Annotated in this window: 12 protein-coding genes; 9 read left to right on the top strand and 3 right to left on the bottom strand. The window is 42.3% G+C overall.

Annotation, left to right across the window (positions count from 1 at the left end; all coding sequences use genetic code 11):
* The first annotated feature begins 81 nt into the window (after positions 1–81).
* The 4 genes from tsaB to tsaD are packed head-to-tail and all read left to right on the top strand — an operon-like array spanning position 82 to position 2,696.
* Complete coding sequence (gene tsaB, locus ACFO5Y_RS09280) at positions 82–666, top strand: tRNA (adenosine(37)-N6)-threonylcarbamoyltransferase complex dimerization subunit type 1 TsaB (RefSeq protein ID WP_380706495.1); 585 nt, start codon at positions 82–84, stop codon at positions 664–666.
* Positions 667–701: 35 nt separating this feature from the next.
* Positions 702–1,274, top strand: coding sequence for a ribosomal protein S18-alanine N-acetyltransferase (gene rimI / locus ACFO5Y_RS09275; protein WP_197104620.1), 573 nt, complete (start codon positions 702–704; stop codon positions 1,272–1,274).
* On the top strand, positions 1,267–1,677 hold the full coding sequence (gene rimI, locus ACFO5Y_RS09270; protein WP_197104621.1) for a ribosomal protein S18-alanine N-acetyltransferase: 411 nt from the start codon (positions 1,267–1,269) through the stop codon (positions 1,675–1,677). Before rimI (ACFO5Y_RS09275) ends, rimI (ACFO5Y_RS09270) begins: the two co-directional genes overlap by 8 nt.
* Complete coding sequence (gene tsaD / locus ACFO5Y_RS09265; RefSeq protein WP_197104622.1) at positions 1,674–2,696, top strand: tRNA (adenosine(37)-N6)-threonylcarbamoyltransferase complex transferase subunit TsaD; 1,023 nt, start codon at positions 1,674–1,676, stop codon at positions 2,694–2,696. Before rimI (ACFO5Y_RS09270) ends, tsaD begins: the two co-directional genes overlap by 4 nt.
* A 259-nt stretch (positions 2,697–2,955) precedes the next feature.
* On the opposite strand, the gene ACFO5Y_RS09260 is transcribed toward tsaD, so the two are convergent.
* Positions 2,956–3,294 (bottom strand): YrhK family protein, encoded by a 339-nt coding sequence (locus ACFO5Y_RS09260; protein ID WP_197104623.1) that lies wholly within the window; start codon positions 3,292–3,294, stop codon positions 2,956–2,958.
* 377 nt (positions 3,295–3,671) lie between these two features.
* Between ACFO5Y_RS09260 and ACFO5Y_RS09255 the strand changes: the two genes are divergently transcribed.
* Positions 3,672–4,352, top strand: coding sequence for a hypothetical protein (locus ACFO5Y_RS09255; protein ID WP_197104624.1), 681 nt, complete (start codon positions 3,672–3,674; stop codon positions 4,350–4,352).
* Positions 4,353–4,680: 328 nt separating this feature from the next.
* Here ACFO5Y_RS09255 and ACFO5Y_RS09250 read toward each other — a convergent pair whose 3' ends face one another.
* Positions 4,681–6,651, bottom strand: coding sequence for an ABC-F family ATP-binding cassette domain-containing protein (locus tag ACFO5Y_RS09250; protein WP_197104625.1), 1,971 nt, complete (start codon positions 6,649–6,651; stop codon positions 4,681–4,683).
* Positions 6,652–6,787: 136 nt separating this feature from the next.
* On the opposite strand from ACFO5Y_RS09250, the gene ACFO5Y_RS09245 reads away from it, so the two are divergent.
* The 4 genes from ACFO5Y_RS09245 to groL all read left to right on the top strand — a co-directional run bounded on the left by ACFO5Y_RS09245 (position 6,788) and on the right by groL (position 10,918).
* Positions 6,788–7,759 carry a nuclease-related domain-containing protein gene (locus ACFO5Y_RS09245; RefSeq protein WP_197104626.1) on the top strand — a complete coding sequence of 324 codons (972 nt, stop codon included), beginning with the start codon at positions 6,788–6,790 and terminating at the stop codon, positions 7,757–7,759.
* Positions 7,760–8,173: 414 nt separating this feature from the next.
* Positions 8,174–8,836 carry a redox-sensing transcriptional repressor Rex gene (locus tag ACFO5Y_RS09240; RefSeq protein ID WP_197104627.1) on the top strand — a complete coding sequence of 221 codons (663 nt, stop codon included), beginning with the start codon at positions 8,174–8,176 and terminating at the stop codon, positions 8,834–8,836.
* Positions 8,837–8,992: 156 nt separating this feature from the next.
* Positions 8,993–9,259: a co-chaperone GroES gene (locus tag ACFO5Y_RS09235; protein ID WP_197104628.1), complete on the top strand. Its 267-nt coding sequence runs from the start codon at positions 8,993–8,995 to the stop codon at positions 9,257–9,259.
* A 27-nt stretch (positions 9,260–9,286) separates the two neighbouring features.
* Positions 9,287–10,918, top strand: a complete 1,632-nt coding sequence (gene groL / locus ACFO5Y_RS09230) for a chaperonin GroEL (protein WP_197104629.1) — start codon at positions 9,287–9,289, stop codon at positions 10,916–10,918.
* A gap of 388 nt (positions 10,919–11,306) precedes the next feature.
* Here groL and ACFO5Y_RS09225 read toward each other — a convergent pair whose 3' ends face one another.
* Positions 11,307–11,978 (bottom strand): hypothetical protein, encoded by a 672-nt coding sequence (locus ACFO5Y_RS09225; protein WP_197104630.1) that lies wholly within the window; start codon positions 11,976–11,978, stop codon positions 11,307–11,309.
* Positions 11,979–12,064 lie beyond the last annotated feature (86 nt).

The following is a 12,064-nucleotide window of genomic DNA, read 5'->3' as shown; positions in this document are numbered from 1 at the left end:
CACTGACAGGTGGTCCCATTTTCAATTGCAATTCCTAAAATTTTGGCCCCTTTTTAAAATACAATATACACCGATTGGAAAATGAGTGAGATTGACGCAATTATTGTCGGAAACGGACCGGGCTCATACACGGGACTGCGCATTGGTGTGACGTTCGCAAAAGTATGGGCGAACGCGACGAAGTTGCCTCTATATAGCGTTTCCTCGCTGGCTTTAATGGCCGGAGCGGCTTCGGAACGGACCGATTTTGTCCTGCCGATTATGGATGCCCGCCGCCAGACTGCTTACACCGCTTTATATCAATATGATAACCAAGGCGTTTTAGAAGCGGTTGAGCACGATCAACATATAAAATTCGACGTATTTTTAGCGAAAATAAAAAAACATATAAACTCGAACAGCACCCTAACTCTCGTTGGAACAGACATCGATGAGTTTGTGGAAATGGCGATCCGTCAACTGCCGACGACTAAATTAACGGTCATCGACGACTGGAACGCGTATCCACATGCGGTGCATACGTTTGGAAAAGTCCCTTGGACGCAGATTGAGGAGCCAACCTTATTAGCACCTAATTATGCACACGCGACTTTGGCGGAACAAGAGTGGGCGGAGAAATCGGACAGCGATACTCTCAATCCAGACGAACTTATTGATTTTAAATGATTAAATTTTTTGATAGAAAGTTGTAGGTAAGTGTGATGCAAGAATTTATTAGACGCATTCAAAATGCGAGGCAAGTGAATCATATAATCATGGACCGAATTAGGCCAATTATTGATGAAGAGCCTCTATGGAGCCGTTCGGACCAGTCTTTTAGCATACGACTTGCGAAAGCTGAGGACGTACCGCTTTTTATAGAATTGGAAAATGATGCCTACAAAGGCTTCCACGCCTGGACTCAACAAGATTTCGAACACGATTGGTTTAGAAATCCGTATTGCGTCTATATTTTAGTGGAAGATACGACCAATAAAGAGGTCGTAGCCATGATTTCAGGGCGGTTTCTTGCAAAGGGTGCGCACATCAGTCATTTATTAGTCCGGGAAAAATATCAAAACCAAAGACTCGGCTCAAAATTACTCGACTTGTGGATTCGCTTAGCTGAAATCGAAGAAGCGCCAAGAATTACGCTCGAAGTGCGCGAATCTAACACGATTGCGCAAAAATTATATTACGGACAAGATTTTAAAAAGTACGGCATCAAGGAAAATTATTATTCAGACAACAAAGAAACAGCCTTTTTATTAAAACGGGAGATGCCTAATGCTTAAACAAATTGAGCGCAATTTTATTATGGAAAGTTTACATGACTTTGGATGGACCCCAGAACAGTTCGAAAGTGAGTTAACAAACCGCTTCATGCGCTATTGGTTTATGTGCGACGGTGACACGATTCAAGGTTACGTTGCTGGTCAAGTGTTGTTCGGCGAACTCGAAGTCCTGCGTGTGTACATGCATCCGCGATTTCGCGGGCGCCGTTTAGGAAATAGTTTATTGAAAAAGGCTTTAAAAGATGTAGACAGTGCCTTTCTAGAGGTGCGAAGCCAACACCAAGTAGCGATAAAATTGTATCAAAGCGTGGGGTTTGAGTTGGTGTCAGTGAGAGAGAATTATTATTCAAATCCGCAGGACGATGCGGTGAATATGCTATGGCGAAAGGAGGAGATCGAGTGAGTGAATCATTAATATTAGCTATTGAAACAAGTTGTGACGAGACAAGTGTGGCGGTCATTAGAGACGGGCGAGAAATCTTATCAAATATCGTTGCATCACAAATAAAAAGTCACATGCGATTCGGCGGTGTCGTGCCCGAAGTGGCGAGCCGTCACCATGTGGAGCAAATTACCCAAGTGATTGATATGGCTTTAGGAGAAAGTGGGTATGGCGTCGCAGACATGGACGCAATCGCGGTTACACAAGGACCCGGACTCGTGGGCGCTTTATTAGTTGGGGTGACAGCTGGAAAATCGCTAGCGATGGTGTATAACAAACCCTTGCTCGCAGTCAACCATTTAGCGGGTCATATTTATGCCAGTCAATTGGTCAAACCGCTGAAGTTTCCATTAATGGCACTGATTGTCAGTGGTGGACATACTGAACTCGTTTATATGAAAGAAGAATTTTCATTTGAAATTATCGGTGAAACGCAAGATGACGCTGTTGGTGAAGCTTACGATAAAGTGGGACGGATTCTAGACTTGCCTTACCCCGCTGGAAAATATTTAGACGAGTTAGCCGGCAAAGGAAATTCTGAAGCATACGCAATTCCGCGTGCGATGATACACGAGGACAATTTTGACTTTAGCTTTTCCGGCATGAAAAGTGCCGTAATGAATACCGTGCATAACGCGAAACAGCGTGGCGATGAGATTGTGCCTGAAGACTTAGCTGCAAGCTTCCAAGCTGCAGCCGTAGAAGTGTTGGTAGAAAAAGCAAGCAAAGCTTTACACGAACATCCAGAAGTTTGCCAATTTATCTTAGCTGGTGGAGTAGCAGCCAACTCCGGACTGCGCGGGGAGTTGTCAACGCGCCTAGCCACTGAATTTCCAAATGTAGAATTAATTATCCCACCCTTAAAATTGTGCGGAGATAATGCAGCGATGATCGGAGCCAGCGCACATCATATGTATGCCGACAAAGACTTCAGTGAATTAGATATCAATGCTATCCCTGGTTTGATGTTAGGTGAGTAGGGAAAATAAGAATAGGACAGGCCTCTGAGGAAATAAACCTCAGTGGCCTTTTTTTGTAGCATGCGGGGCGTCGTGAGTCGGCGCGACGTACCGCAAATCCGAATACGGAGTGTCGCGCCTTATCACGACACTCCGCAAGCCGGCAAAAGTGATAAATTTAGTTGTATATGTTGATAAAAAAGCTTACTCAGACATTATAATAGTTCAAAACAGAAGATCAGTTTGGCTTTTTTAACTCGGACTGTGGATAAATATCAAGTTATTCTGACTGATCTTCATTTTCTATTTCCACATCGACAACCTCACGTTGGTACTCTTCTTCATTATAGATAAATACATTTCGGAAAATTTTCAAAATGGGACGCATAAGTAGAAAAAATCCCCCTATCAAGTATGCGATATTTCCGATTATAACGGGTGCTCCTAGAATATTTGAAATACTCCCTATAAAATATAAGCCACCGGTAAGAATATCATTGATTAAAGAAATAATTGTATAGTAGTTTTGAAAATAAATTCGAAAGCGTCCTGACTTGATGATAACGTCTTCTTCTTTATCAAGGTGTGGCTCGCGTTTCTTATGTTTGATTTCAGGCATGGTAGTTCCTCCTTTAGTTGACCATGGGTACATTCATTATACATATTCGGATTTGGGATTGCGATTGAAAGGGTGTAAGGATAGGCGGCTATTTTAGATGAACAATGTCTATTCACCGTGAACTGCAAATCCGAATGCGGTGTGTCGTGCACGCTCACGACGTACCGCAAACACAAATGCGGAGTGTCGTGCACGCTCACGACGTACCGCAAACTCAAATGCGTAGCGTCGTGCTTGCTCACGACACTCCGCAACCCAATTTCCGTAGCGTCGCACCGATCCGCGACGCCCAAACCCACTAGCCAATCCCATGTTCCAATAGAATTTTTATCCAGAATGTATTAAAATAAAGTAACTAAATTCAAGAGGGGGCTAATATGTACGAACAATGGATAGCGATGGAGCAATTTTATTATGAATATTTTGCTTGGGGCTTATTAGTCGTAATTATTCTATCTATTTTATTAGTTTCCTGCCTATATTATGTTAATTTATTAATCCCAAAAATAATACTGATTCTGACTATTATCGCCTTCACACTATTTGGTTTAGGCGCAGTTGGGGGCTATTCTCAATACGGTGATTTAATTGAGCAAGCGAGTAAAGAGACCGCCGCAATTCGCGACTTCAAACGAACATTTTTCATGATTGATATGCCGTACCAAGCTATGGAAATGAAGGCCTACCGGGATGGGTATTTTGATGAAGGCTTTGAAGCGGTTGGTTTTTACGAGAAAATGTTTGTCAGCGAGCCGGTTGAATATTTAGGAGCGACGCAACAAGGTGGGTATGTCTTTCGAATTGGCGGGCGCGAGTATGTTGTCAGCCAGGCTTGGGTGCGATTCTCAGATGAAGTAGACCAGGCTGTGCGAGTCGGTACACAATATCAAGTCGCAGATCCGCGCTTCGTTGACATCGGCTTTGTGAAAAAATCACGGGTCTTGCTTGATGAATATGTTATCCCTAGCCAAGCGGAAAATCGAATGGCCGATAAAGAAATCGCAAACGCCGCACAACTTCAAGCGCGCGAACTTGTGAAAGGCTGGGTTGTCCAGTAATTTTATAAAATGAAGATGTGAGCCTCTGAGGAAATTATCTCAAAGGCTTTTTTTGGGTTTGCGGGGCGTCGTGCTAGCTCACGACGTACTGCAAATCCGAATACGTAGTGTCGTGCTCACTCGCGACGTACCGCAAACTCAAATGCGTAGTGTCGTGCTCGCCCACGACACTATGCAACCCAATTTCCGTAGCGTCGTGCACGCTCACGACACTCCGCAAGCCAATTTCCGTAGCGTCGTGTTCACTCACGACGCCCCGCAACCAATAACTCACAACAAAAAAAACACCAAACTTCTCACAAAGTTTGGTGTTTTTCCCGTACTATATCTAAATCTCAATCCCAGGATGCTCTTCCATGAAAGTCTCAAGTTCAATACTTGCATCTTCCCAAGTTTCCAGCGCATTTGATTGGCGCTCGTTCGCTTCAATCAGTTCTTTATTCAAATCAGCTAACTCAGGTTGGTCATTGGCTTCATTCGCCCTGATCATGTCCGCTTCAAGCTTTGTGATCAAGGCATCCATGGCTTCACTTTCCACCATTGCCTCATCGACTTTAGTTTGAAGTTTCCGCAAGTCCTTTTTCAAAGCTTTTGTTTCTTCATAAGTGAACTGGTTTTGAGACATTTCCTTATTAGGAGTGGCCTCGACCTGACTATCCTGCTCACGTAAAGCTTCAATTTCCTCTAACTCACGTTTTTTCTCAATATAGTAATCATAATCACCTAAATAAAGCGACGCGCCATCAGGTGATATTTCCAAAATGTTGGTCGCAATGCGGTTAATAAAATAGCGGTCGTGCGACACGAACAGTAGAGTGCCGTCATAATCAATTAGCGCCTCTTCCAAAACTTCCTTACTATCAATGTCTAAGTGGTTGGTCGGCTCATCTAATAACAAAGTATTGTCATGATCGGTCGCCAGCAGTGCCAAGCTCAGGCGGGCCTTCTCACCACCACTCAACATCGACACTTTCTTCTCAACCGTCTCGCCACTAAACAAGAAACTCCCTAAAATCGAACGCACTTTCCATTCATCGGTTGTATCGTGCGCTTGCCACAGTGTCTCCAACACAGTTTGATTCCCATCCAATTGATTCACATTTTGGTCATAGTAACCAATGTCGACATTACTTCCGAGAATAACTTCCCCAGAAAGCGCAGGGATTTGTTGTAAAATAGTCTTCAAGAAAGTCGTCTTTCCGACCCCATTCGGCCCTACAATCGCAATCGCATCTTGGCGACGCAAGTCCATATTTATAGTTTTAGCAATCGGCTCTTCATAACCAATCGTCAAGTCGCGCGTTTCAATCACACGGTTTCCGCTGTCGCGACTCGCACTGAACTCAATTCGCGGTGCTTTTGCATCTTGCTTCGGTTTTTCGATACGATCCATTTTTTCTAATTTTTTCCGGCGACTCTGCGCACGTTTCGTCGTAGACGCTCGGACAATATTTTTCGCAACAAAGTCCTCCAATTTTTCAATCTCAACTTGCTGCTTCTGGTACTCGCGCCATTCCTGTTCCATACGCAAGGCTTTCTCTTTTAAATAAAAATCATAATTCCCTTTATAAGTATGCAGGGTGTTGTTACGCAACTCGATGACTTGATTGGCCACCCGATTTAAAAAGTAGCGGTCATGCGACACAATCAAAAGCGCGCCCCGATAGCCACGCAAGTAGCCCTCGAGCCAGTTCAGCGTCTGCATATCCAAGTGGTTGGTCGGCTCATCCAAGATCAAAAGATCGTAAGACATCAGCAAGATACGCGCCAAAGCCAGTCTGGTTTTTTGCCCACCTGAAAGTGACTGAACAGGGCGGTCGTAATCTTCTTCATAAAATTGAAACCCATGTAAGACCGTCCGGATTTCCGACTCAACCCCGTAGGCATTGGATTCCGATAACTGATGTTGAATCTGATCGTAGGCACTTAGAGCATTTTGATACTCCTTCGATTCCCAATCCTCACTCAACTCAGCCACTCGCTCAGCAGCCACTTCCGCTTTTTCGCGCAAGGCCAGGGTATCCGAGAAGACATGTAACATCTCTTCCCAAATCGAGCGGTCCGAATCAATCGACACATGCTGCTCTAAATAACCCACCCGCAAATCGCGTGAGCGTGTAATCTCCCCTGCAGAAATCGGTTCTGTTTTCATAATTTGACTTATTAATGTTGATTTTCCCGCACCATTACGCCCAACAAGAGCAATGCGGTCATTCGTTTGGATATTAAATGAAACGTTCTCATACAGCGTCACATCAGCAAAGCGACGCGCAACGTCATTAGCTTGTAGTAAAATCATTCGATGACTCCTTCTATTTGAACTCCTAATTATTATAGCCCACACACACACATTTCACAAAATATAAAATAATAAAATGGAAACTGCCCTAAATTACGTATCTATATATAGAAGGAATTTTAAGGAGTGATATAAAATGAAAAAATCAATCGAGTTAGCTTATTTTGAAATTATGTCTCAAAGATACGAATTAACCGGCGAGAACCAAAGACACTTAGAAAAGATGCAAAGCGGGTATCAAGGCGAAGTTCAATTTGAGAAAATAGTGAGCGAAGTCTTGCCGAACAAAATGCTACTACTGACCGATCTAGCCTTTGAAATGCGTTACGGCGAAACCCAAATTGACGCACTACTTATTTCAAATAACGCAATTCGCATGTTTGAAGTGAAAAATTTATTAAGCCAATATCAGTACCACGACGGCGTTTGGACCACTAATGGGTGGAAGTTATCCAGAGACTACTTTACCCAAATGAAACGAGCGGGAGAAATTCTTGAAGCACTTTTAGATGAAATGGGCATTCGGACTGAAGTCGAAACAAAATTAGTTTTCATTCAAGAAGAAGACACCGTCCAAATCTCAGATTCACGCGCCGAAGGCTTGTATTTAAAGCGGTGGCAAATCAATAAGTATTTTAAAGAATTGGAAAAAGAAACCTACGGAGCAAAATGGCGCCCCGAAGAAGTGGCGGTAAAATTAATGAAGCGAGCGAGCCGCCGGAAATTCCCAAAAGTGCGCCCAGTAGATGTTGACAAAACGCAGATCTACCGAGGAATTGTGTGCTGCGGGTGCGGTGGTCACAAGATCGATGTTGGAACCGAAAGATATCACGTTGTCTGCCGGTCATGTGGCTACCGCGAGTCAAAAGAAAAAGCAGTGTTGCGAACCCTATGCGACTTAGCAATCCTAGACTATGACCAGCCGCTGACTCGAAGAACCCTAAATTATTACCAAGATACGAAAGGCATTCATAATACAATCCGACACGTCCTAAAGAAATATTTCAAAGTACATAGCCGCGGCCGGACCGCTGACTATATTAACCCAATGAAGCGGATGGAAGACGCATTTGATGATCTAAAATTCCGATTCCGGGATATTCCGTGATAAACGAGCACTCGAAAAAAATTCGAGTGCTCGATTCCGGCTAAACAAGCACTCGAAATGAATTCGAGTGCTCGATTCGGGCTAAACGATCATTCAAAAATAATTCGAGTGCTCGATTCGGACTAAACAATCATTCGAAAAAAATTCGAGTGCTCGTTTCCGACAAAAATCACCAATTTTCACAAACAATCATCACCATATTCGAATTTAATTACTATTTTGCATAATATTTCACATAAAAAGCTTTATTCTCACTATAAAATATATTAGAATATAAAAGTTAGGCTAAATAGGCTCAGAATTCACAATAATTGTAAACCCTCGAAGGTTACATTTGGACAAAGTTTGTGAAGGAGTGCTATAATGAGCATGACTTAAAAATTAGATATAGATAAACCTAGGAGGAGGCAATTTATGGCAAAAGAAATACCAAAAGCGACTGCCTTGAGATTACCCATCTATCATAGGTATTTACGATTCTTGCAACATGCAGGGAAAAAGCGCATTTCTTCAACGGAATTAAGTGAAGCTGTAAAAGTAGATAGTGCGACCATTCGTCGTGACTTTTCATACTTCGGGGCATTGGGGAAACGTGGTTACGGTTACGATGTGGATCACTTATTAGACTTTTTCTCGCGTATTTTGAATCAAGATCGCTTAACGTCGGTTGGACTGGTGGGTGTAGGTAATTTGGGGAATGCACTGATTAACTACAATTTCCGGAAGAATAGCAATATTCGAATTGGAGCCGCGTTTGATGTAAATACTGACATAATTGGAACAATTCAACGTGGTGTCCCAGTTTATTCAATGGATGAATTGGAAGAGCAAATCCAACAACAACAAATTGAAATTATTATTTTATCAGTCCCACAAGACGTCGCAGGAGATATCGTGAACCGAATTATCGAGGCGGGAGTGAAAGGAATCATGAACTTCACGCCACTTAGATTTGATGTACCACGCAACGTTCGTGTTCAAAATGTGGACCTGACAAATGAACTACAGACACTCATTTACTTCATTGATAGTAATATGGATGATGCAGAGGACTTCTCTGATTTTGAAAATAAATAATTGTAAAGCATGCCAAAAGGTGTGCTTTTTTTTTCGAAAAAAATAATTCAATGACTTGATTTTTTGACCAATTTAGACTATTATAAGATTAAACCATTAGCACTCAAATAAAACGAGTGCTAAATATAAAAATAAAAATCATTTGGAGGGTATAATATGATTAAACCTTTAGGAAAACGTGTTGTTATCAAAGTGGCAGAAACAGAAGAAACGACAGCAAGTGGTTTCGTATTACCAAGTTCAGCTAAAGAAAAAGAACAATACGGTGAAATTGTGGCAATTGGACCAGAAATTGAAGAAAAAGATGGCGTTAAAGTTGGCGACACAGTGTTCTTCAAGAATTATTCTGGAACAGAAGTTGAACATGGCGATGAGTCATTGTTGATTATTGAACACAAAGATTTATTAGCAGTCTTAGCATAATATCGAATTTAAAGGAGAGAATATTATATGGCAAAAGATTTAAGATTTTCAGAAGATGCACGTGCAGCTCTACTACGTGGAGTTGATATCTTAGCAGATACAGTTAAAGTAACATTAGGGCCAAAAGGGCGTAATGTCGTATTAGATCAACAATTTGGATCACCAACAATTACAAATGATGGTGTAACGATCGCTCGCGAGATCGAATTGGAAGATCGCTTCGAGAATATGGGTGCACAGTTAGTCATGGAAGTAGCTTCTAAAACGAATGATATTGCAGGTGACGGAACAACGACTGCAACATTATTAACCCAAGCGATTGCACGTGAAGGAATGAAAAACGTGACGGCTGGTGCGAATCCAGTAGGTGTTCGTCGTGGTATTGAGATGGCGACACGCGCGGCTGTAGAAGCTTTACAATCATTATCTCAACCCGTTTCTTCAAAAGAATCGATTGCACAAGTTGCATCGGTATCTTCAGGAGATGAAAAAGTAGGGGAATTAATCGCTGACGCTATGGAAAAAGTAGGTCAAGATGGCGTTATTACCATCGAAGATTCACAATCGATTGAAACTGAATTATCAGTTGTTGAAGGGATGCAATTTGACCGTGGTTACTTATCACAATACATGGTCACAGATAACGAGAAAATGATCGCGGATCTTGAGAATCCATATGTATTAATTACAGACCGTAAAATTACAAACATCCAAGATGTACTACCTTTACTAGAAAGCGTAATGCAAACAAGTCGTCCGTTATTAATTATTGCGGAAGATATTGAAGGAGAAGCATTACCAACACTTGTATTAAACAAATTACGCGGAACATTAAATGTGGTTGCTGTTAAAGCACCTGGTTTTGGTGACCGTCGTAAAGCAATGTTAGAAGACTTAGCTATCTTAACAGGTGCAACGGTTATCTCTGAGGAATTAGGCTTCGAATTGAAAGACGCAACAGAAGAGCACTTAGGTTCAGCAGGTAAAGTCAATGTAACTAAAGACAATACAACAATTGTTGAAGGTGCTGGTTCGAAAGAACAAATTGACAACCGTGTGGCATTAATCCGTGCACAAATCGAAGACACAACAAGTGAATTTGACCGTGAGAAATTACAAGAACGCCTAGCTAAATTAGGTGGCGGAGTGGCTGTGATTAAAGTTGGTGCGGCTACTGAAACAGAACAAAAAGAAATTAAATTACGTATTGAAGATGCCCTAAACGCAACGCGTGCAGCGGTTGCTGAAGGTATTGTAGCTGGTGGTGGTACTGCTTTAGTGAATGTGCAAGACGCAGTCAACGCTCTTGAAGCAGAAAGCGACGAAGCAACTGGTATCGCAATTGTTGCGCGTTCATTAGAAGAACCCGTTCGTCAAATCGCTGAAAACGCTGGAGCAGAAGGTTCTGTCGTTGTTTCTCAAATCCGTACATCTGAAAAAGGTATTGGATACAACGCAGCAACAGGTAAATTCGAAAATATGATTGAAGCGGGTATCGTGGATCCAACTAAAGTAACACGTACAGCTTTACAAAATGCAGCATCAGTTGCAGCTTTATTATTAACAACTGAAGCAGTTGTCGCAGACATTCCATCAGAAACACCAGACATGGGAATGGGCGGAGGCGGCATGGGTGGCGGAATGCCAGGCATGATGTAAGCTGAAGCTTAAGAAGTAAGATAATTTAATATAAAATGGCCTCCCGGCTTACTTTATCTCAGTGATGAAGTAGGTTGGGAGTTTTTTGAGTTTTCAGAGAGCTTTCTGGAAAATGCGGGGCGTCGTGAGATGACTCGACCTACCGCAAATGCGAATGCGTAGCGTCGTGCCACCTCACGACAGTCCGCAAACGAATTTCCGTAGCGTCGCGCCTGCGCACGACAGTCCACAAATCAATTTCAGTAGTGTCGCGCCACCTCACGACGGTCCGCAACTGAATTTCCGTAGTGTCGCGCCACCCCCACGACGCCCCGCAACCCAAATTCCGCCCACACAAAAAACCGCCAACCCAGGAAACATTCCCAGATCAGCGGTTCTCACCTAAACTCTATTCACTTTCATCATTTCCATAGACAGCACTGCGGTTACTATTATTGTTATTATTAAAATCATAATTATAGTAATCTTCCCCAGTTTGATCATCTGAAGAATACTCATCTGTAGGTTCTTCATAAGAAGGTTCCTCATATGAAGATTCTGGTTCCTCGTAAGACGGCTCTTCGTATACCGGTTCTTCGTAAACAGGCTCTTCGTATACCGGTTCTTCGTAAACAGGCTCCTCATACACAGATTCTTGTGCAGCGTCTATCGCTTGTTGCACTGCAGTAGCGAATAAGTTAAAGTCGCTTACACCATCATAAGTTGGCAAACCGTATTCAATCGCCAAGTTATTCCAGTAAATTAACTCATCTTCTGTATAATCTAGCTCTTCTTCCGCTACTTCAATGGGCAAGTAAACCATTAATTCAGGATCTGGCACAAAGATTGCCATACCAAGTTGTACCTCATCTTCCAAATCTTCTTCTACTTCAGAAACTTTTTCAGTCTCAACTGCTGATTCAGATTCTGTTTGCATCTCTACTTCTTCATTTTCATTATCATTTCCATCTTGGATGGGTTCGTGTACGTAGCCCTCTGTTTTTCCAGCTGGTGGTTCTGAGTCCAAGTACCCACACCCGCCTAATATAAATAAAGAACTAAATAAGATTAATTTTTTCAACATTCTTCCCCCTATGGTCAGACCATATTCATTCATTAATATATCTAATGTACAATTATCGGTAATAAAAAGCAATATCCACTTGA

The organism is Ruoffia tabacinasalis (genome assembly GCF_042652985.1).
Classification (GTDB): Bacteria; Bacillota; Bacilli; order Lactobacillales; family Aerococcaceae; genus Ruoffia; species Ruoffia tabacinasalis.
The sequence above is the reverse complement of the archived record's forward strand: the minus strand, read 5'-3'. Positions and strand labels throughout refer to the sequence as shown.

Bases quoted from the DNA above. Each gene is read 5' to 3' on its own strand.
- tsaB (WP_380706495.1), top strand. From the start codon at position 82: ATGAGTGAGATTGACGCAATTATTGTCGGAAACGGACCGGGCTCATAC.
- rimI (WP_197104620.1), top strand. From the start codon at position 702: ATGCAAGAATTTATTAGACGCATTCAAAATGCGAGGCAAGTGAATCAT.
- rimI (WP_197104621.1), top strand. From the start codon at position 1,267: ATGCTTAAACAAATTGAGCGCAATTTTATTATGGAAAGTTTACATGAC.
- ACFO5Y_RS09260 (WP_197104623.1), bottom strand. From the start codon at position 3,294: ATGCCTGAAATCAAACATAAGAAACGCGAGCCACACCTTGATAAAGAA.
- ACFO5Y_RS09255 (WP_197104624.1), top strand. From the start codon at position 3,672: ATGTACGAACAATGGATAGCGATGGAGCAATTTTATTATGAATATTTT.
- ACFO5Y_RS09250 (WP_197104625.1), bottom strand. From the start codon at position 6,651: ATGATTTTACTACAAGCTAATGACGTTGCGCGTCGCTTTGCTGATGTG.
- ACFO5Y_RS09245 (WP_197104626.1), top strand. From the start codon at position 6,788: ATGAAAAAATCAATCGAGTTAGCTTATTTTGAAATTATGTCTCAAAGA.
- ACFO5Y_RS09240 (WP_197104627.1), top strand. From the start codon at position 8,174: ATGGCAAAAGAAATACCAAAAGCGACTGCCTTGAGATTACCCATCTAT.
- ACFO5Y_RS09235 (WP_197104628.1), top strand. From the start codon at position 8,993: ATGATTAAACCTTTAGGAAAACGTGTTGTTATCAAAGTGGCAGAAACA.
- groL (WP_197104629.1), top strand. From the start codon at position 9,287: ATGGCAAAAGATTTAAGATTTTCAGAAGATGCACGTGCAGCTCTACTA.